We start from the raw sequence: 19,756 nt of genomic DNA on the forward strand, positions 1-19,756 counted from the left end.
GCGTATAACCCTTTACACAAAATGCAAATCTTTCGCATTATGTCGCAGTTTTGCGCGACCCCCGCGCGCCCATCAACAACCGAAGCAGGATGTTCGCCATGATTCGTATGCCCCTGGCCACCGCCAGTCTGCTGGCCATTGCCATTTCTCTCGCCGGTTGCGGCGAAGGTAAAGACAAGCCCGCAGCAAACCAGGCGCCGACCCCGGCTGCCAGCACCACCGCTCCAGCGGCTGCCACCCCTGCCGGCCAGGTCGATGAAGCGGCCGCCAAGGCCGTGGTTGCGCATTACGCCGACATGGTCTTCGCGGTGTACAGCGATGCCGAGTCCACGGCAAAAACCCTGCAAACCGCAATCGACGCCTTCCTCGCCAAACCAAACGACGAAACCCTGAAAGCCGCCCGGGCCGCCTGGGTTGCCGCGCGCGTTCCGTACCTGCAGAGCGAAGTGTTCCGCTTCGGCAACACCATCATCGATGACTGGGAAGGTCAGGTTAACGCCTGGCCCCTGGACGAAGGCCTGATCGACTACGTCGACAAATCCTACGAACACGCCCTGGGCAACCCGGGCGCTACCGCCAACATCATCGCCAACACCGAAGTCCAGGTCGGCGAAGACAAGGTCGACGTGAAGGACATCACCCCGGAAAAACTCGCCAGCCTCAATGAGCTGGGCGGTTCCGAAGCCAACGTCGCCACCGGCTACCACGCCATCGAATTCCTGCTCTGGGGCCAGGACCTGAACGGCACCGGCCCGGGCGCGGGCAACCGCCCTGCGTCGGACTACCTGACCGGCGACGGCGCAACCGGCGGCCACAACGAGCGCCGCCGCGCCTACCTGACCGCCGTGACCCAACTGCTGGTCAGCGACCTGCAGGAAATGGTCGGCAACTGGAAACCCAACGTCGAAGACAACTACCGCGCCACCCTGGAGGCAGAACCTGCCACCGACGGCCTGCGCAAAATGTTGTTCGGCATGGGCAGCCTGTCCTTGGGCGAGCTGGCCGGTGAGCGCATGAAGGTTTCCCTGGAAGCCAACTCGCCGGAAGACGAACAGGACTGCTTCAGCGACAACACCCACTACTCGCACTTCTACGACGCCAAGGGCATCCGCAACGTCTACCTGGGCGAGTACACCCGCGTCGACGGCACCAAACTGACCGGCGCCAGCCTGTCGTCCCTGGTGGCCAAGGCCGACCCGGCTGCCGATACCGCGCTGAAAGCGGACCTGGCGGCGACCGAAGCGAAGATCCAGGTCATGGTTGATCACGCCAACAAGGGTGAGCACTACGACCAGTTGATCGCGGCCGGTAACGACGCAGGTAACCAGATCGTGCGTGACGCCATCGCCGCCCTGGTCAAGCAGACCGGCTCGATCGAAGCCGCTGCCGGCAAGCTGGGCATCAGCGACCTGAACCCGGATAACGCTGATCACGAATTCTGATCAGCGCGGTGTTGAATGAGGCGGCCTTCGGGTCGCCTTTTTTGTGCACTGTCTTTACCACCGCAAACCCATGTGGGAGGGGGCTTGCTCCCGATAGCGGTGGCTCAGTAGATACTTCCTTCACTGACACACCGACATCGGGAGCAAGCCCCCTCCCACATTTGATCCATGTTGTGCCCAAATCCGCCGGTTTACATGCCCTGCACCCCAGGTAGAATGGCGCCTCTGCCCTATTTCGAGCTTACTTCATGGCGTTGCCGACCCTACGCATCATCGGTTTCATCATCGGCATCTTCCTGATCACCCTTGCGATCGCCATGGTCGTGCCCATGGCCACCCTGGTGATTTTCGAACGGACCAGCGACCTGCCCTCGTTCCTCTGGGCCAGCCTGATCACTTTTGTCGCCGGGCTTGCCCTGGTGATTCCCGGGCGTCCCGAACACGTGCACCTGCGTCCGCGAGACATGTACCTGCTCACGGTCAGCAGTTGGGTGGTGGTATGCGTATTCGCCGCGCTGCCGTTCCTGCTGACCCAGCACATCAGCTACACCGACTCGTTTTTCGAAAGCATGTCCGGCATCACCGCCACCGGCTCCACGGTGCTGAGCGGCCTGGACACCCTGTCCCCCGGCATTTTGATATGGCGCTCGCTGCTGCACTGGCTCGGCGGCATCGGCTTTATCGGCATGGCGGTGGCGATCCTGCCGCTGCTGCGCATCGGTGGCATGCGCCTGTTCCAGACCGAATCCTCGGACCGCTCGGAGAAGGTCATGCCCCGCTCGCACATGGTGGCGCGGCTGATCGTGGCGGCCTACGTCGGCATCACCATCCTCGGCAGCCTGGCGTTCTGGTGGGCCGGCATGGGCCTGTTCGATGCGATCAACCATGCGATGTCGGCGATTTCCACCGGTGGGTTCTCCACCTCGGACGAGTCCCTGGCGCACTGGAAACAACCGGCGGTGCACTGGGTGGCGGTAGTGGTGATGATCCTCGGCAGCTTGCCGTTCACCCTGTACGTGGCCACCTTGCGGGGTAATCGCAAGGCATTGATCAAGGATCAGCAAGTACAGGGCTTGCTCGGTTTGTTGCTGGTGACCTGGCTGGTGCTCGGCACCTGGTACTGGTGGACCACCAACCTGCATTGGCTGGATGCCCTGCGCCATGTGGCGTTGAACGTTACGTCGGTAGTGACCACCACCGGTTTTGCACTGGGGGACTACAGCCTGTGGGGCAATTTCTCACTGATGCTGTTTTTCTACCTGGGCTTCATCGGTGGCTGTTCCGGCTCCACGGCGGGCGGGATCAAGATTTTCCGCTTCCAGGTCGCCTATATCCTGCTCAAGGCCAACTTGAACCAGCTGATTCACCCGCGCGCGATAATCAAGCAGAAGTACAACGGCCACCGTCTCGACGAAGAGATCGTGCGTTCGATCCTGACCTTTTCGTTTTTCTTCGCCATTACCATCTGCGCCATCGCCCTGGCCTTGTCGCTGCTGGGCCTGGACTGGATGACCGCACTCACCGGCGCCGCCAGCACCGTGTCCGGCGTCGGCCCGGGCCTGGGGGAAACCATTGGCCCGGCCGGCAACTTCGCCAGCCTGCCGGATGCGGCCAAGTGGATCCTGTCCCTGGGCATGCTGCTGGGCCGGCTGGAAATCATCACAGTCTTTGTTCTGTGCATTCCGGCGTTCTGGCGTCACTGACCGTCGACGCGTCCTGCAGCCGCGCCCGGTATTCGCCGGGCGTGGCATCAAACCAGCGGCGAAACGCGCGAAAGAAGTTGCTCGGGTCGGCAAAGCCCAGCAGGTAGGCAATCTCCAACAGGGTCATGCGCGGCTGCGCCAGGTATTGCTCGGCCAGTTCGCGGCGGGTGTCGTCGAGCAGGGTCTGGAAACTCGTGCCTTCTTCCTGCAGGCGCCGCTGCAAGGTGCGCTGGGACAGGTGCAGGGTCTTGGCCACCACTTCGCGCTTGGGTTCGCCCTGGGGCAGCAGCCGGCACAGCACCTGCCGCGCCTTGTGGGTCACGCGGCTTTCGGAGAAACGCGCCAGGTACTCACCGGCAAATCGATCGTGCAACAGCGCCATGGCCTCGTTGGCCGTGGGCAGCGGCGCGTCCATGTCGGCGCGCTCAAAGATCAGCGCGTCATACGGCGCATCGAACTCCAGCGGGGCATGGAACGCTTGTTTATAGGGGGCCAGGTCCCCCGGTTGATCGCCCTGCAACAGCACTTTGCGGGGTTGCAGGGTCCGCCCGGTGAGCCAGCCGCACAGCGCCAACGCACAGGCCAGGGAGGCTTCGGCGCTTTGTCGGGTCGGCGGAAGATGATCGCCATGCACCGTCAGAATCAGCGCATAGCCTTCAGGTAATAGTCGAAAACTCAAGTCGGCGCTTTCGGCGATGATCCGCTGGTAACGCACCAAGCGCATGAAGCCTTCGGCCAGGGTGTTGCTGGACATCAAGGCGTAACCGGCCACATGAAACGACGCCGGGCGCACCACCTTGCCCATGTTCAGGCCAATCGCCGGGTTGCCCGACAACTCGACCGCGCGCTGCCACAGGCGGGTCATGGAGTCCTGCGGGAACCGCGCATCGGGGTCACTCAGGGCGGCGTAGTCCAGGCCCAGTTGCTTGAACAAGGCGCGGCAATCCAGGCCGTCCATTTCCAGTGCCTTGACTATCCCCATCGCCCAGCTTGCAGACGTTGTTCGTTCGCTCATGGCGTCTTCTTGAATAAAGCAGGCTCAAAACGGCAGCCAGGAAAGCCAAGGATACTAAAGTGGCATCTATTGTCACTGGCTGTTACCACTGATCACTCTAGACTCAAATAAGCTCCCCGCCGAACATCTGTTCGGCGGCACAACAATCAAAGGGCCGGCCGTAGTGGAAAACCTCAAGCGATTCAACAGCTTTGCCGAGTTTTACCCTTATTACCTGACCGAGCACGGCAACAGCACCTGCCGGCGCCTGCACTTTATCGGCACTACCCTGGTGATCGGCATCCTGGCCTATGCCATCGGCCGAGGCTCACTGGGGCTGTTATTGGCCGTGCCGATTGCCGGCTACAGTTTTGCCTGGATCGGGCATTTCTTCTTCGAAAAGAACCGTCCGGCGACTTTCCAGCACCCGTTCTACAGCTTGCTCGGGGATTTTGTGATGTACCGCGACATGATCCTCGGCAAGGTGCCGTTCTGAACGGTGTGACCTCTTGTCACTTGCGTAAAAACGATAAAAGGTTCGTACACCCGGCGATATAAAAGTCTTTTTGTCATTTACAGTGCTGTATCCTGCCAAGGCTTTTTGAGAGCGCGGAATCACCTGCGATTGAAAAAACAGACTTTGCGAGGAGCGACGACGATGCACGAGATACCTAATCTCCCCTTCCCAAGCCTGCACGAAACTGAGCAGCCAACACCGCAGCAGGCCAGCGCGAAGCAGCCTGAGGCCAAACAAGCAAAACCAGTCGACAGCAAGAGCCAGGACTGACGCCGTACCAGACCGTGTGGAAAGCGGACCTTTGAACGCTTTCCACACTGCCTGAATCACCCCGAGGTACCCGCCATGACAGACACCCTCCCGGACACCGCCGTACTCGACACCGCCCTGCAGATGGTCGACGTGTGGAACCGCCTCAGCGCGGACAAACAAGCCTTGCTGCTCAAGCGCTTCGGCACCCAGGAAAACGCCCTGGCCGCCCTGGTCACCACCCAGTTACTCGCCCCCCTTCAAGCCTGACGTCTTTTTGATCTGACGTTTTTGCGTTTTACCGCCCTGCGCACGCCCAAGCCCCGGTATCATTAGCAGCCTATCTTTACCTGCTGCGACAGTGGACCTCTCCCATGCCAGATACCCAGCGCCCCATGGCGGTCACGCTGCAAGTTGTTTCCATCGTGTTGTTCACCTTTATCGGCTACCTGAATATCGGCATTCCCCTGGCCGTGTTGCCGGGCTATGTCCACAGTGAACTGGGCTACGGCGCGGTGATCGCCGGCCTGGTGATCAGCGTGCAATACCTGGCCACGCTGTTGAGCCGCCCGTATGCAGGCAAAATCATCGACAACCTGGGCAGCAAGCGGGCGGTGCTGATCGGCCTGGTGGGCTGCGGCGCGAGCGGCGTGTTCATGTTGCTTGCGGCGTGGTTTTCGAGCGTGCCGGCCGTCAGCCTGGCCAGCCTGCTCATCGGTCGATTGGTACTGGGCAGCGCAGAAAGCCTGGTGGGCTCAGGCGCCATCGGCTGGGGCATTGGCCGGGTGGGCGCGGCCAATACCGCCAAGGTCATTTCGTGGAACGGTATCGCCAGTTACGGCGCGCTGGCGGTCGGTGCACCGTTGGGCGTGCTGCTGGTGAGGAATTTCGGGCTGTGGAGCATGGGCGTCAGCATTATCCTGCTGGCGGTCGTCGGCCTGTTGCTGGCCTGGAACAAAGTGGCTGCGCCCATCGTCGCCGGCGTGCGCCTGCCGTTCATGAATGTACTGGGCCGGGTGTTGCCCCACGGTTGCGCTTTGGCCCTGGGCTCCATCGGCTTTGGCACCATCGCCACCTTTATCACCCTGTATTACACCACTCAGCATTGGGATAATGCGGTGTGGGCATTGAGCCTGTTCGGCGCCAGCTTTATCGGTGCGCGCCTGCTGTTCGGCAACCTGATCAACCGTATCGGCGGCTTTCGCGTGGCAATCGCTTGCCTGTCGGTGGAGATCCTCGGCCTGCTGCTGTTGTGGCTGGCGCCGGATGCCAACCTGGCCCTGGCCGGCGCAGCGTTGAGCGGTTTCGGCTTTTCCCTGGTGTTTCCGGCGCTGGGGGTGGAGGCGGTCAACCTGGTGCCCGCGTCCAGCCGTGGTTCGGCGGTGGGCGCCTATTCGCTGTTTATCGACCTGTCGCTGGGCATTACCGGGCCGCTGGCCGGGGCCGTGGCGGCAGGTTTCGGCTTTGCGTCGATCTTCCTGTTCGCCGCCCTCGCCGCCCTCGGTGGGCTGCTGCTGAGTGTCTACCTGTACCGGCAAGCGCCCAAGGCCCGCGAAGCGCGCGATGCCTAGAAGTCGACCTTGCCGCGCCCGGCCTTGATGCTGCCGCGCTTGGTCTTGGATTCCAGGCGCCGCTTTTTCGAGCCCAGGGTGGGCTTGGTCGGGCGGCGCTTCTTCTCGACCTTGGTGGCAGTGAGGATCAGCTCCACCAGGCGTTCCAGCGCGTCGGCGCGGTTCTGTTCCTGGGTCCGGTACTGCTGGGCCTTGAGCACCAGCACGCCTTCGCTGGTGATACGGCTGTCACGCAGTGCCAGCAGTCGCTCCTTGTAGAACGCCGGCAGCGACGACGCCGGAATATCGAACCGCAGGTGCACCGCGCTCGACACCTTGTTGACGTTCTGCCCTCCGGCGCCCTGGGCGCGGATGGCGGTCAACTCGATTTCGGCATCGGGCAGGTGCACGTTGTTGGAAATAACCAGCATCACTCAATAAACCCTAGGCAACAGACACGCCCAATCAGGACAACAACCTCAACAACAAGGACGCATGACAATGAAAAGACTATTGATCACTTTGCTCGGCACCTTATCACTCATTCAAACGTCACTGTCCTTTGCAGATAACGCCAATGGCAAAAACCTCTATTCACAGCGCTGCGCCATGTGCCACGGGCCAGACCTCAAGGCAACGGGACCGTTGGCCAGGAAAACCAACCCGCCTACACCTGACCTGACAACCCCAGCCTTCAAAAAACGGCTGGCGGCTTACCCGGGCGTTATTGTGTCGTCGGTCATACTTCGCCCGAATGGAGACCTGATCCCAAAAACGCTGCGCGAGAATGGAGTAAAGGTCCCGCCGCATGCCTGGAACGTTAAGGACTTTCGCGACTTGAATGAATACATGAGCGGTGTGATTTCAAAAAGTTGACGGCTTCAAAATGCAAAAACCCCGCGCCCTATACAGGATGCGGGGTTTTCCAGGTAGGCGCCTGTTTACTTCAACGCCGCACTCGCGGTGTTCAACGCCGCTTCAGCACTGCGCTTGTTCTTGATCCAATAACACACCGCCATAAACGCCACCCACACCGGGATCGCGTACACCGACACCTGGATCCCCGGAATCATCAGCATGATCACCAGGATAAACACCACGAACGCCAGGCACACATAGTTGCCGTACGGGTACCACAGCGCCTTGAACAACGGCGCCTGGCCGGTGCGGTTCATGTGCTGGCGGAACTTGAAGTGGGAGAAGCTGATCATTGCCCAGTTGATCACCAGCGTGGCCACCACCAGTGACATCAGCAGTTCCAGCGCATGTTGCGGAATGAAGTAGTTCATCAACACCGCCACCAGCGTGACCGCCGCCGAAGCGAGGATCGAACGCACTGGCACGCCGCGCTTGTCGATCTTGGCCAGCGCCCTGGGCGCATCCCCCTGCTCGGCCATGCCCAGCAGCATGCGGCTGTTGCAGTAGGTGCCGCTGTTGTACACCGACAACGCCGCCGTCAACACCACGAAGTTGAGGATATGCGCGGCGGTGTTGCTGCCCAGCATCGAGAACACCTGCACGAACGGGCTGCCACTGTAGGCATCGCCGGAGGCGTTGAGGGTGGCCAGCAGGCTGTCCCATGGTGTCAGCGACAGCAACACCACCAGGGCGCCGATGTAGAAGATCAGGATGCGGTAGATCACCTGGTTGATCGCCTTGGGGATCACAGTGCGTGGCTGGTCGGCTTCGGCGGCGGTAAAGCCGAGCATTTCCAGGCCGCCGAAGGAGAACATGATGATCGCCATGGCCATCACCAAGCCGCTGACGCCATGGGGGAAGAAGCCGCCGTGTTCCCACAGGTTGCTCACCGAGGCTTGCGGGCCGCCGCTGCCACTGACCAGCAGGTAGCTGCCCAGGGCGATCATGCCGACAATGGCGACCACCTTGATGATGGCGAACCAGAACTCCGCTTCACCAAAGACTTTGACGTTGGCCAGGTTGATCAGGTTGATCAGCACGAAGAACGCCGCCGCCGAGACCCAGGTCGGGATCTCCGGCCACCAGTAGTGCACGTATTTGCCGACGGCTGTCAGCTCGGACATGCCCACCAGGATGTACAGGATCCAGCAGTTCCAGCCCGACAGGAAGCCGGCGAAACCGCCCCAGTACTTGTGGGCAAAGTGGCTGAAGGAACCGGCGACCGGCTCTTCGACGATCATTTCGCCGAGCTGGCGCATGATCATGAAGGCAATGAAGCCGCAGATGGCATAACCCAGGATCATCGACGGGCCGGCGGATTTGAGCACGCCGGCCGAGCCCAGGAACAGGCCGGTGCCGATGGCGCCACCAAGGGCGATCAACTGGATATGCCGATTTTTCAGGCCGCGTTTCAGCTCGCCTGAAGAGCAATGGGGTTCACTCATGAAAAGGGTCTCACGCAAGGTTTGATGATGTTGAATGCAGGTTGCTGCCTTGAATTACCGACTCAAGCAGCGCCGCTCAAACCCCAGCGCAGGCACCAGGAATACAGCGTCTTTCTAACGGTCATGCGTCACCTGTTTGTTTTTATCTGTGACGAAATCGAACCCGCCGGGCTCGTGGCCAGGCGGAGTGATCAGGGCGGGTAAACCCTGAGGTCTTGGCCTTTTGCGTGGTTACGCAAGGGGGTCACAGTAAAACGCGGCGCATTGTACACCGCTCGACAGCTTCAAGCCGCACCCGCAGAGCACGTGCGACGATCTGTCAGGTATTCCTTACAGCGGTAAATAGGCCAATCATGCCGCGAGGTGCACGTAAATTAATCGTTACAGCATGGAAAATCTGCGTTACAGCTGTAAGTTTTTGAAAAAATGGCGGTAGGAAAATTCATCACCATTAGCGATGCCAGCTCACTGTATTTGCTGAAGAAAAAAAGCCGGCGAAAAAACAGAAGAAAAAATCCAAATGAGACCGTGTCAATAAAATTTTTGCATTACCAAACACTCTCACCTAGGTTCTTTCACTTGCCCAGCGAAGCCCGCTGGCAAGCCGTTCTCAAACAACGTCCTCTAGGAGATACACCATGCAAGCACTGGAAAACGACCTGGAAACCGAACTGCAGCTCGACGATTGGTTTGAAGCGCCGACCCACGAGGCCGCCGTTGAAATGATGCAAGCCGATGCCGTGGTGCCATTTGGCACGGCGATGTGGCCTTTCTGACACCCGGCACGTATTCGGCAGGTGCTGTGCACGGCACCTGCCTCCTTACCCAAGGCACACAAGGACATACGTCATGGACAAGGCCCGCGCCGTTGAACACTTTCTCTACTACCTTGCACACCATCCGGCCCTCAGCGGCCTGAACTGCCCCACTGTGCTGCTGGGCCACACCGAGCGCTACGACGCCATCGCCCAGGCGATCGCCCAGAGCAGCGCCGCCCGTTTCAACTTCCAGGTGCAGCGCCTGGACCTGGCCGACAGCGACAGCCTGGCGCAGGCCATCGAAGCCTGCGACCTGTACCTGTTCCTCTACGATTCCTCCACCCTGCCCAACCCGCGCGCTGAAGGCCCGGACTTCATCCGTGCCCTGCAAGGCGTGATGGCCGAACACTGGAAGAAATCCCTGCTGTTCAAGGATTACGGCGACTACTTCTACGACACTTTCAGCGTCGAGCCGCAGCGCATCGCCGACCTCAACGCCACGCTGATCCGGCGCATGTCCCAAGCCGCTGTGCTGAGCTTTACCGACAAACACGGCTCACGCCTGCAGGCGCCCATGAGCAGCATCAAGAAGTGGACCAATATCAACGGCATCGGCAACCACGACCTGGCCCCCGGCGAAATCGCCACCCACAGCGAGGCCATCAATGGTCAGGTGCGGTTTGTCGGCACCTTTCTCAGCACCATCCCCTTCGCACGCAAGTACGGCGTGCTGCAGTCACCACTGGAACTGTGGATCGAAAACTCGACCATCTGCAGCGTGGCCAGTGACGTGCCGGGGCTGGCCGACGACTTCAATAAATACCTGAATGCCAACCCGTCCAATCGCCGGGTGGAGGAACTGGGGATTGGCACCAATGAAGGGGTGAAGGACCTGTATGCGCGCAATGCCGGGTTCGAGGAGCGCCACTGCGGCTTGCACCTGGGCTTGGGTGGCGGGCAGAAAGGCAGCCATCACCTGGACCTGATCTTTGCCAGTGGGGTGTTGGCGTTGGATGACAAACCCGTCTTTGACGGCACCTTTGCGTTCTGATCACCGACCTTGAAAATGATGGAGATCCAACTGTGGGAGGGGGCTTGCTCCCGATAGCGGTGCGTCAGTCGCCGGATTGGCAAGCTGATACACCGCTATCGGGAGCAAGCCCCCTCCCACATGTTTTACCTCTATTCCAAGGCACACAAACGCCAACCCTAGGGTTGGCGTTTGTGTGCCGCGGTTACATCACTGCGGTTTCTTGCGACCAAAGCCTGGACGTTGACCTGAACCGGCCGGTGCGCCACGGCGCTTGCCCGATGGCTCGTCCGCGACCAGTTTCAGGCCTGGGCGCTTTTTCGGCGCTGGCTTGGCCGGGCGCTTGGTGTTGGCGCTGTCGGCTGGGTGATCGGATGCTGGAGCACCGCGACCGGCGTCACCACGGTTGCTGCGACCACCGCTTGGCGCGTCACCACGACCGGCTGGGCGTGGGGTGCGTGGCGCACGTTCGCCTTCCTGGCGCGATGGCGCGGTTGGGCGACGCTCGCCTTCGATGTGCGGTTGACGTGAGATACGCCCCCCGGTAGCCGGTGCATCCAGCGCCGGGCGCAGGGTGCGGGCAACACGTTCGGTGCGGGCCACGGGGCGCGACGATTTACGCTGCATACGATCGAGCTTGTCTTTGCTCTTGGCGTTCATCTGCGGCATGGCGACCGGCGTCAGGCCGACTTCGGCGCTGAGGATGTCGACTTCGTACTGGCTCATTTCGCGCCAGCGGCCCATCGGCAGGTCGGAGTTGAGGAACACCGGGCCAAAACGCACGCGCTTCAGGCGGCTGACCACCAGGCCCTGGGATTCCCACAGGCGACGCACTTCACGGTTACGGCCTTCCATCACCACGCAGTGGTACCAGTGGTTGAAACCTTCACCGCCCGGGGCTTGCTTGATGTCGGTGAACTTGGCCGGGCCGTCTTCCAGCACCACGCCGGCCTTGAGGCGTTCGATCATCTCATCATCGACTTCACCACGCACACGCACGGCGTATTCGCGGTCCATCTCGTAGGACGGGTGCATCAGGCGGTTGGCCAGTTCACCGTCGGTGGTGAACATCAGCAAGCCGGTGGTGTTGATGTCGAGACGACCGATGTTGATCCAACGGCCTTCTTTGGGCTTGGGCATCTTGTCGAACACGGTCGGACGGCCTTCCGGGTCGTCACGGGTGCAGATCTCGCCATCGGGCTTGTTGTACATGATCACGCGGCGCACCGATTCGGCGGCCTCTTCACGCTTGATGACCTTGCCATCAATGGTGATTGCATCGTGCAGGTCGACGCGCTGGCCAAGGGTGGCCTCGACGCCGTTGACCTTGATGCGCTTCTGGGTGATCCAGGCTTCGACGTCGCGGCGCGAGCCCACGCCGATACGCGCCAGCACCTTTTGCAGCTTTTCGCCTGCAGGGCCGATTTCCTGGCTGTCGTTCTGGTCTTTATCGTTCATCTTAAGCACCTCCCGGTGGGTCGATTCAGGCGTGGCCTGAAGAGTGTTGAAAGCGGGGCTTTGGCCGAATAGGTCGGCAAAGGGTCGCGAATCATACGCCCATGGCGCGCGTTGCGCATCAGAGACTAGTCGATAAGCGCCAGGTCATGGTTTTTTCCGCCGACCGGTGGTGCCCCAGGCCCCGCATTCGACTGCGTCAGTCTTCGAACTGGCGGCGTTCGTTCTCGATGGCTTCGGCCAGTGCCCGGGCTTCGTCTTCTTCGTCGCTCAGGGGCGGTTGTTCGAGGGCGGCGACGGCGGCCAGGAGTTTTTCGCGGGCTTCGGCCACGCCGAGGATATCGTCCTCAGGTTCAGGTTCGACCTCCACGCTCACCTGGGCTTCCGGCTCGGCCGCACCATCGCGCAGCAAGTCATCAAAGTCGGTCTTGATGCCCTGCTCCATGTCGTCCAGTTCCAGCAACAACGTGTGGAAACTGGTTTCGTCCTTCGGCTCCTCCGGCTCGGCGGTGGCGTCGGCCAGTTCCTGCAGGCTCGCCGGGACCGGGGCGTCGTCGAAGTCGAGCACCGGCTCGGCTTCCATCTCACGCAATTCGGCCAGGGGCGGCAGGTCGTCGAGGTTTTTCAGGTTGAAATGGTCGAGGAACACCTTGGTGGTGGCGAACATCGCCGGTTTGCCGGGCACGTCGCGGTAGCCGACGATACGGATCCACTCACGCTCCAGCAGCGTCTTGACGATATGGCTGTTGACCGCCACGCCCCGCACGTCCTCGATTTCGCCACGGGTGATGGGCTGGCGATAGGCGATCAGCGCCATGGTCTCCAGCATCGCCCGTGAATAGCGCTGCGGGCGCTCTTCCCAGAGGCGGCCGACCCACGGGGAAAACTTCTCACGGATCTGCAGGCGATAACCCGACGCCACCTCACGCAGTTCAAAGGCGCGGCCGTCGCAGGATTTGCGCAGGATTTCCAGCGCCTTCTTGAACACCGGCGGTTCAGGGCGCTCGGCTTCCTCAAACAGTTCGAACAGACGCTCCAGGGATTGCGGTTTACCCGAGGCCAGGAGAAAGGCCTCCAGCAACGGGGCCAATTCGCGGGGTTCAGTCAGATTCATCGTTTCAGCTCTTTATTCGGCTCGCGCCCGCACGTGGATAGCCGCAAAAGGCTCATTCTGGACCAGCTCGACCAAGGACTCCTTGACCAGCTCGAGGACCGCCATAAAGGTCACCACCACCCCCAGGCGCCCTTCTTCCGCCGTGAACAGCTCCACAAACGGCACAAACCCGCCGCCCTTGAGGCGTTCGAGCACATCGCTCATACGCTCGCGGGTGGACAGGGCCTCGCGACTGACCTGGTGGTGTTCAAACATATCGCCACGGCGCAGCACCTCGGCCATGGACATCAGCAACTCTTCCAGGCTCACGTCCGGCAGCAGCTTGCGCGCGCGGGCTTCGGGGGCGTCGAGCTTGGGTACCACCACGTCGCGGCCGACGCGGCTCAGGCCGTCGATACCTTCGGCGGCGGCCTTGAAGCGCTCGTATTCCTGCAGCCGGCGGATCAGTTCGGCGCGCGGGTCGTCCTCTTCGGCCTCGACCGTCTCCGCGCGCGGCAACAGCATGCGCGACTTGATCTCGGCGAGCATGGCGGCCATCACCAGGTACTCGGCAGCCAGTTCCAGGCGTACCGACTGCATCAACTCGACATAGCCCATGTACTGGCGGGTGATTTCCGCCACCGGGATGTCGAGGATGTTGATGTTCTGCTTGCGGATCAGGTACAGCAGCAAGTCCAGCGGGCCCTCGAAAGCCTCAAGGAAGACCTCCAGGGCGTCCGGCGGAATGTACAGGTCCAGCGGCATTTCCAGCACCGCCTGGCCGTATACCATGGCAAACGGCAGCTCCTGCTGGGCGCCCGCCTGGCTGTCGACGGTTTCCACGGCTGACATTCAGGCCTCGGCCATAAAGGGCGCAGGATCGCCGCAACCGACACGGATCACTTCAGGTTCGCCGTCGGCCAGGTTGATCACGGTGGAGGCCTTGTTGCCGCCGAAACCGCCGTCGATGATCAGGTCCACCTGTTTTTCCAGCAATTGGCGCATCTCGTACGGGTCTTCCAGGGGCTCGGTGTCGCCGGGCATGATCAGCGACACACTCATCAACGGCTCACCCAGCTCGGCCAGCAACGCCAGGGCGATGGGATGCTCCGGCACCCGCAGGCCGATGGTGCGTTTTTTCGGGTGCAGCAGCAGGCGCGGCACTTCGCGGGTGGCGTTGAGGATAAAAGTGTAGGGCCCTGGCGTGTGGGCCTTGAGCAGGCGGAAGGTGCCGGTGTCGACCTTGGCGAACAGGCCCAGCTGGGACAAGTCGCTACAGATCAGCGCAAAGTTGTGCTTGTCATCCAGCTGGCGCAGGCGTCTGACACGCTCGACTGCGCCCTTGTCACCGATCTGGCAACCGATGGCGTATGACGAATCGGTTGGGTAGATCACCACACCGCCGGCGCGAATGATCTCTACGGCCTGCTTGATCAGGCGCGCCTGGGGGTTTTCCGGATGAATCTGGAAGAATTGACTCACGGGTTCTACCTGTTCAGACGGTGGCAATAATGGGGTCATGCTTGAATCTCCCCCACAACAGCGGCAAATCTTCCGGGACCGCGCGGTACTCGCCGATCTCGGACCAGCCGCCAGGGCCATGAAAGTCACTGCCGGCGCTGACCAGCAGACCAAATTCGCGGGCAAGGATCGACAGGCTGCCCACCTGTTCGGCGGGTTGAAAGCCGTTGACCACTTCGATCGCGTGACCGCCCGCTCCAATATAGTCGCCAATCAGCTTGCGACGCTTGCTGCGGGTGAAATCGTAATGCCAGGGATGCGCCAGGCTGACCCAGGCTCCGGAGGCCCGCAGGGTCTCGACGGTGTCTTCGAGGGTCGGCCAATGTTGCTTCACATCGCCCAACTTGCCGGCGCCCAGCCACTTGCGAAAGGCTTCGGCGCGGTCTTTGACAAAACCCTCACGCACCATCCAGTCGGCAAAGTGCGGACGGGCCGGCGCGTTGCCGCTGTCACCCAGTTCCTGCTGGAGGGCGCGGGCGCCGTCGAGGGCGTTGGGCATGCCTTTGAGGCTGAGTTTTCGGCTTATTTCTTCGGACCGCAGCCAGCGGCCATCGTGCAATTGCGCGATAGCCTCCACCAGCGGCGGCGCTTTTTGATCGAAGCCGTAGCCGAGCACATGAATGGTGGCGCCGCCCCAGGTGCAGGACAATTCCACCCCGTTGACCAGTTGCATGCCCAGGGCATGGGCCGTTGTACGCGCTTCGTCGAGGCCTTCGAGGGTGTCGTGGTCGGTCAACGAGAGGACTCGCACGCCTTTTTCAAACGCACGCGCAACCAGTACCGCGGGCGCCAGGGCGCCGTCGGAGGCCGTGCTGTGGCAGTGCAAATCAACATTCACGGGGGTGTGTAACCTCAAGTCAGCTGGCGCTATCGCAACCAAGGATGTTTGTTATTATGCCGCCACATCCAGCTTCTGGCTCTTACTGTGAAACAATTCATCGACTTCATCCCGCTGTTGCTGTTTTTCATCGTTTACAAACTCGACCCCAGGGTCATCGACCTGGCCGGCCATGAGCTGACTGTCGGCGGCATCTACAGCGCCACCGCCGTGCTCATCATCAGCTCTGTGGTGGTCTACGGCGCCATCTTCATTTCCCAGCGCAAACTGGAAAAAAGCCAGTGGCTGACCCTGGTCGCCTGCCTGGTCTTCGGCAGCCTGACCCTGGCCTTCCACAGCGAAACCTTCCTTAAATGGAAAGCGCCGGTGGTGAACTGGCTGTTCGCCCTGGCATTCATCGGCAGCCACTTCATCGGTGATCGCCTGCTGATCAAGCGGATCATGGGCCACGCACTGACCCTGCCGGAACCGGTGTGGACACGCTTGAACGTGGCCTGGATCGTGTTTTTCATCTTCTGCGGTGCCGCCAACCTGTTCGTGGCGTTTACCTTCCAGGACTACTGGGTCGACTTCAAAGTGTTCGGCAGCCTGGGCATGACCGTGCTGTTCCTGGTCGCCCAGGGCATCTACCTGTCGCGCCACCTGCATGACACCGAGCCTACTACGCCGAAAACCGAGGACTGACATGCTCTACGCCATCATTGCCACCGACGTTGCCAACTCGCTGGAAAAACGCCTGTCCGTGCGCCCGGCCCACGTCGAGCGCCTGAAAGTCCTTCAAGCCGAAGGCCGCATCGTGCTGGCCGGCCCGCACCCGGCCGTGGACAGCAACGACCCGGGCGACGCCGGTTTTACCGGTAGCCTGATCGTCGCCGAGTTCGCCTCGCTGGCCGATGCCCAGGCCTGGGCCAAGGCCGATCCCTATGTCGCCGCAGGGGTCTACGCCGACGTAGTGATCAAACCCTTCAAGCAAGTCCTGCCCTGATCCCGATTGCGCCGAACCTATTGAGTACGGCGCACTCCTAATTGCTCATTATTTTCGGCAACCTGCCGACAACGTTCTGAATATTCGTGTGGAATCAGGAGTTCCGATGCGCTTACGTCAGTTGTGTCTGTTGGCAGTGTTAATGATCGGGGCTACGGCCCACGCTGAAGAAACCTCGAGCACCGGCAGTTCCACGCCCCTGTCCTTGAGCGCCGGCGCCCAGATCACCGAGTTGCAGCAACGCTTGAAAGAAAGCGAGCGGCAGCGTGAAGAACTGAGCAAGCAACTGCAAAGCGCGGATGCCACCCGCGAAAGCGCTCAATTGAGTCGCCTTCGCCAGGAGAACCAACGCCTGGCCCAGCAACTCAAAGATGCACAGGGCGGCGCCTTGACCCGCTGGCTGACCGAGCAGCAACAATGGTTCGTCACGGGTGGGGCCGTCGCACTGATCGCCCTGTTGTGCGGGATCTTCGCCAGCGGTGGGCACCGTCGCCGTCGACAATGGCTAAATTGAGTGAGTCATGAGCGAGCTGTTACTGATAGATGATGACCAGGAGCTCTGCGAGCTGCTGAGCAGTTGGCTGAGCCAGGAAGGTTTCCAGGTGCGCGCCTGCCACGATGGCTTGAGCGCGCGCAAAGCCTTGGCCGACAGCGCCCCGGCGGCGGTGGTACTGGATGTGATGCTGCCCGACGGCAGCGGCCTGGAGCTGCTCAAGCAATTGCGCAACGACCATCCGGAGCTGCCGGTGCTGATGCTTTCGGCGCGGGGCGAACCCCTGGACCGCATCCTCGGCCTGGAATTGGGCGCCGACGACTACCTGGCCAAGCCCTGCGACCCACGCGAACTCACCGCGCGCCTGCGCGCGGTATTGCGCCGCAGCCACCCGGCCGCCGTGTCCAGCCAACTGGAACTGGGCGACCTGTGCTTCAGCCCGGTGCGCGGCGTGGTCAGCATCGATGAGCAGGAATTCACCCTCACCGTCTCCGAAAGCCGCCTGCTGGAAGCATTATTGCGCCAGCCCGGCGAACCACTGGACAAGCAGGAACTGGCGCAAATCGCCCTGGGCCGCAAGCTGACCCTTTACGATCGCAGCCTGGACATGCACGTCAGCAACCTGCGCAAGAAGATCGGCCCTCACCCCGATGGCCGGCCACGGATCGTGGCGTTGCGCAGCCGGGGCTACTATTACAGCCTCTAGAGGCAGCTATAAGTTGCAAGCTACAAGCGGCAAGTGAAAAGCTGTTACTTGCCGCTTGCAGCTAAAAACTTGCAGCTGCCGCCCCCCTTACCAAACCTTTACCCTCTCCTGACGGCGGCTGACCTTGATCTCCGTAATCTACTCACATCCGGACTCACCGGAATAGAGACAGGAGAATCACCATGCGCAAGACCCTTATCGCTTTGATGTTCGCCGCCGCCCTGCCGACCGTTGCCATGGCCGCACTGCCTGAAGGCCCGGGCCCGATGGGCGGCCCTGAAGGGCACATGATGGGTGGCCCGGGCCACGGCGGTGAACACGGTCCGCGTGGCAAAGGCGGCCCCTTCAGCCAACTGGACCTGAGCCGCGAACAGCGCGAGCAGATCGGCAAGCTGATGGGTGACCAATGGCACGCTCGCAAGGACCTGGTCAAAAAGTACCTGGACAAACTCCCGGCCGCCGACCAGAAAGCCATGCAGGATGAAATCGCCGCCGGCAAGCAGAAAACCCAGGCCGATATCCGTGCCGTGCTCAAGCCTGACCAGCAGAAGAAGTTCGACGAGATCGTCAAGAAGCAAGAACAGCGCCGTGCAGAATGGAAGGAATTCCAGGCCTGGAAAGCGCAACAGCCGCAAAAAGCGCAATAATGCACCCGCGTTAACACTCCCAGCCCAGTGGCCACCGCCACTGGGCTTTTCCTGTTTGAGGGTTTCCTGTGCGTTCATTGTTCTGGCGCATCCTGGCCAGTTTCTGGCTGGCCATCGCCCTGGTTGCCGGGTTGTCGATCCTGCTTGGGCACATGCTTAACCAGGATGCCTGGATTCTCAGCCGCCACCCCGGCCTCAATAACCTCGCGCAAGAGTGGACCCAACTCTACGAAGCCCAGGGCGAGGATGCCGCCCAGGACCTGCTGCAACAGCGCAAGCGCCAGTACCACATCGACGTGCAAGTGCTCAACGAAAGCGGCGAGCCGGTGGTGCGCGGCACCTTCCCGCGCCGCGCCGCCGCCTTTGAAGCCCGACAGAACGACAGCAAGGAAGGCCATCTGCCCTGGCGACGCCTGACCGCCGAGTACACCAGCGAGAAGACCGGCGACACCTACCTGTTGATCTACCGCATCCCGCACCCGGAACTGGACGAGTGGCACCGCAGCAGCCTGGCATGGCCCTTGAGCGCACTGACGATTGCCCTGGTGGTACTGACCTTGTTCAGCCTGTTCGTCACCTTGTCCATCACCCGCCCACTAAGCCGCCTGCGCGGCGCCGTGCATGACCTCGGCCAGGCCACCTACCAGCAGAACAGCCTGGCGCAACTGGCTAACCGCCGCGATGAGTTCGGCGTACTCGCCACCGACTTCAACCGCATGGGCGCACGCCTGCAAAGCCTGATCGGCAGTCAACGCCAGCTGCTGCGCGACGTGTCCCATGAGCTGCGCTCGCCCCTCGCGCGCCTGCGCATCGCCCTGGCCTTGGCCGAGCGCGCCAGCCCCGAAGAACGGGAAAAACTCTGGCCACGCCTGACCCGCGAATGCGACCGCCTGGAAGCGCTGATCAGCGAGATCCTGGTGCTGGCCCGCGTCGATGCCGACAATGCCAGCGCCGAAGACATCGACCTCATCCCCCTGCTCAAAACCCTGCAAAAGGATGCCCAACTCAGCGCGCCGGACCAGGTGGTGCAACTGAGCACCGACGCAGACCTGCAACTGAAGGGCTGGCCGACCATGATCGAACGGGCTGTGGATAACCTGCTGCGCAATGCCCAGCGCTTTAACCCGCCGGGGCAACCGATCGATTTGCACGCCCAGCGCCAGGGCGAACGTATCCTGATCAGCGTGCGCGACCATGGCCCCGGCGTGGACGCCGAACACCTGAGCCAACTCGGTGAACCGTTCTACCGCGCTCCCGGCCAGACCGCCCAAGGCCACGGCCTGGGCCTGGCGATCGCGCGACGCGCGGCCGAACGCCACGGTGGCAGCCTGATCCTGGCCAATCACCCAGCCGGTGGTTTTATCGCCAGCATCGACCTGCCGTTGGAACCGGGAGTTGTCACGCCGGTGTGA

At 61.6% G+C, this 19,756-nt stretch carries 22 protein-coding genes; 14 read left to right on the forward strand and 8 right to left on the reverse strand.

Features of this window, described 5'->3' with window-relative positions:
* Positions 1 to 98 precede the first annotated feature (98 nt).
* Complete coding sequence (locus BFP99_RS18455; protein ID WP_027605583.1) at positions 99 to 1,442, forward strand: imelysin family protein; 1,344 nt, start codon at positions 99 to 101, stop codon at positions 1,440 to 1,442.
* Positions 1,443 to 1,690: 248 nt separating this feature from the next.
* Positions 1,691 to 3,145 (forward strand): TrkH family potassium uptake protein, encoded by a 1,455-nt coding sequence (locus tag BFP99_RS18460; protein ID WP_065947871.1) that lies wholly within the window; start codon positions 1,691 to 1,693, stop codon positions 3,143 to 3,145.
* On the opposite strand, the gene BFP99_RS18465 is transcribed toward BFP99_RS18460, so the two are convergent.
* A complete protein-coding gene (locus tag BFP99_RS18465; protein ID WP_065925924.1) occupies positions 3,102 to 4,160 on the reverse strand; it encodes an AraC family transcriptional regulator in 1,059 nt (352 codons plus the stop codon). The two genes, BFP99_RS18460 and BFP99_RS18465, sit on opposite strands and share 44 nt — an antisense overlap.
* Before the next feature lie 163 nt (positions 4,161 to 4,323).
* Between BFP99_RS18465 and BFP99_RS18470 the strand changes: the two genes are divergently transcribed.
* The 3 genes from BFP99_RS18470 (at position 4,324) to BFP99_RS18475 (ending at position 6,476) form a co-directional block, all read left to right on the forward strand.
* Complete coding sequence (locus BFP99_RS18470) at positions 4,324 to 4,635, forward strand: DUF962 domain-containing protein (protein WP_027605580.1); 312 nt, start codon at positions 4,324 to 4,326, stop codon at positions 4,633 to 4,635.
* 366 nt (positions 4,636 to 5,001) lie between these two features.
* Positions 5,002 to 5,175, forward strand: a complete 174-nt coding sequence (locus BFP99_RS33320) for a hypothetical protein (protein WP_162844272.1) — start codon at positions 5,002 to 5,004, stop codon at positions 5,173 to 5,175.
* Between the two features lie 104 nt (positions 5,176 to 5,279).
* Complete coding sequence (locus BFP99_RS18475) at positions 5,280 to 6,476, forward strand: MFS transporter (RefSeq protein WP_065947872.1); 1,197 nt, start codon at positions 5,280 to 5,282, stop codon at positions 6,474 to 6,476.
* Here the strand turns inward: BFP99_RS18475 and arfB are convergent.
* Positions 6,473 to 6,886, reverse strand: a complete 414-nt coding sequence (gene arfB, locus BFP99_RS18480) for an alternative ribosome rescue aminoacyl-tRNA hydrolase ArfB (protein WP_065925922.1) — start codon at positions 6,884 to 6,886, stop codon at positions 6,473 to 6,475. The two genes, BFP99_RS18475 and arfB, sit on opposite strands and share 4 nt — an antisense overlap.
* Before the next feature lie 70 nt (positions 6,887 to 6,956).
* Between arfB and BFP99_RS18485 the strand changes: the two genes are divergently transcribed.
* The gene (locus tag BFP99_RS18485; protein ID WP_065947873.1) at positions 6,957 to 7,331 is read left to right on the forward strand and encodes a cytochrome c; all 375 of its coding nucleotides are present in this window, start codon (positions 6,957 to 6,959) and stop codon (positions 7,329 to 7,331) included.
* 65 nt (positions 7,332 to 7,396) lie between these two features.
* Here the strand turns inward: BFP99_RS18485 and BFP99_RS18490 are convergent, their stop codons facing one another.
* A complete protein-coding gene (locus tag BFP99_RS18490) occupies positions 7,397 to 8,818 on the reverse strand; it encodes an amino acid permease (RefSeq protein WP_065947874.1) in 1,422 nt (473 codons plus the stop codon).
* Between the two features lie 638 nt (positions 8,819 to 9,456).
* On the opposite strand from BFP99_RS18490, the gene BFP99_RS33325 reads away from it, so the two are divergent.
* Together BFP99_RS33325 and BFP99_RS18495 are read left to right on the forward strand one after the other, a co-directional pair.
* A complete protein-coding gene (locus BFP99_RS33325; protein WP_003175756.1) occupies positions 9,457 to 9,594 on the forward strand; it encodes a hypothetical protein in 138 nt (45 codons plus the stop codon).
* Between the two features lie 73 nt (positions 9,595 to 9,667).
* Positions 9,668 to 10,627, forward strand: a complete 960-nt coding sequence (locus tag BFP99_RS18495; protein ID WP_065925918.1) for a leucyl aminopeptidase — start codon at positions 9,668 to 9,670, stop codon at positions 10,625 to 10,627.
* A gap of 189 nt (positions 10,628 to 10,816) precedes the next feature.
* On the opposite strand, the gene rluB is transcribed toward BFP99_RS18495, so the two are convergent.
* The 5 genes from rluB to BFP99_RS18520 all read right to left on the reverse strand — a co-directional run bounded on the left by rluB (position 10,817) and on the right by BFP99_RS18520 (position 15,513).
* Positions 10,817 to 12,064 (reverse strand): 23S rRNA pseudouridine(2605) synthase RluB, encoded by a 1,248-nt coding sequence (gene rluB, locus BFP99_RS18500; RefSeq protein WP_027605574.1) that lies wholly within the window; start codon positions 12,062 to 12,064, stop codon positions 10,817 to 10,819.
* Between the two features lie 196 nt (positions 12,065 to 12,260).
* Positions 12,261 to 13,175 carry an SMC-Scp complex subunit ScpB gene (gene scpB, locus BFP99_RS18505; RefSeq protein WP_065925917.1) on the reverse strand — a complete coding sequence of 305 codons (915 nt, stop codon included), beginning with the start codon at positions 13,173 to 13,175 and terminating at the stop codon, positions 12,261 to 12,263.
* Between the two features lie 12 nt (positions 13,176 to 13,187).
* Entirely contained in the window at positions 13,188 to 13,886 is a 699-nt protein-coding gene (locus BFP99_RS18510) for a segregation and condensation protein A (protein WP_169898658.1), read from the reverse strand.
* 120 nt (positions 13,887 to 14,006) lie between these two features.
* Complete coding sequence (locus BFP99_RS18515; protein ID WP_027605571.1) at positions 14,007 to 14,636, reverse strand: L-threonylcarbamoyladenylate synthase; 630 nt, start codon at positions 14,634 to 14,636, stop codon at positions 14,007 to 14,009.
* A gap of 13 nt (positions 14,637 to 14,649) precedes the next feature.
* The gene (locus BFP99_RS18520; protein WP_065925915.1) at positions 14,650 to 15,513 is read right to left on the reverse strand and encodes a PHP domain-containing protein; all 864 of its coding nucleotides are present in this window, start codon (positions 15,511 to 15,513) and stop codon (positions 14,650 to 14,652) included.
* Positions 15,514 to 15,600: 87 nt separating this feature from the next.
* Here BFP99_RS18520 and BFP99_RS18525 point away from each other — a divergent pair, with 87 nt between their 5' ends.
* The 6 genes from BFP99_RS18525 to BFP99_RS18550 all read left to right on the forward strand — a co-directional run bounded on the left by BFP99_RS18525 (position 15,601) and on the right by BFP99_RS18550 (position 19,756).
* Positions 15,601 to 16,197 carry a septation protein A gene (locus BFP99_RS18525; RefSeq protein WP_065925914.1) on the forward strand — a complete coding sequence of 199 codons (597 nt, stop codon included), beginning with the start codon at positions 15,601 to 15,603 and terminating at the stop codon, positions 16,195 to 16,197.
* A gap of 1 nt (position 16,198) precedes the next feature.
* A complete protein-coding gene (locus tag BFP99_RS18530; RefSeq protein WP_027605568.1) occupies positions 16,199 to 16,498 on the forward strand; it encodes a YciI family protein in 300 nt (99 codons plus the stop codon).
* 106 nt (positions 16,499 to 16,604) lie between these two features.
* Complete coding sequence (locus tag BFP99_RS18535; RefSeq protein WP_027605567.1) at positions 16,605 to 17,012, forward strand: translation initiation factor 2; 408 nt, start codon at positions 16,605 to 16,607, stop codon at positions 17,010 to 17,012.
* 7 nt (positions 17,013 to 17,019) lie between these two features.
* On the forward strand, positions 17,020 to 17,697 hold the full coding sequence (locus BFP99_RS18540) for a response regulator transcription factor (protein ID WP_027605566.1): 678 nt from the start codon (positions 17,020 to 17,022) through the stop codon (positions 17,695 to 17,697).
* 182 nt (positions 17,698 to 17,879) lie between these two features.
* Entirely contained in the window at positions 17,880 to 18,344 is a 465-nt protein-coding gene (locus BFP99_RS18545) for an LTXXQ domain protein (RefSeq protein WP_027605565.1), read from the forward strand.
* A 68-nt stretch (positions 18,345 to 18,412) separates the two neighbouring features.
* Entirely contained in the window at positions 18,413 to 19,756 is a 1,344-nt protein-coding gene (locus BFP99_RS18550) for a sensor histidine kinase (protein ID WP_065947875.1), read from the forward strand.

The organism is Pseudomonas sp. 1 R 17, from assembly GCF_900067035.1.
Lineage (GTDB): Bacteria > Pseudomonadota > Gammaproteobacteria > Pseudomonadales > Pseudomonadaceae > Aquipseudomonas > Aquipseudomonas marginalis.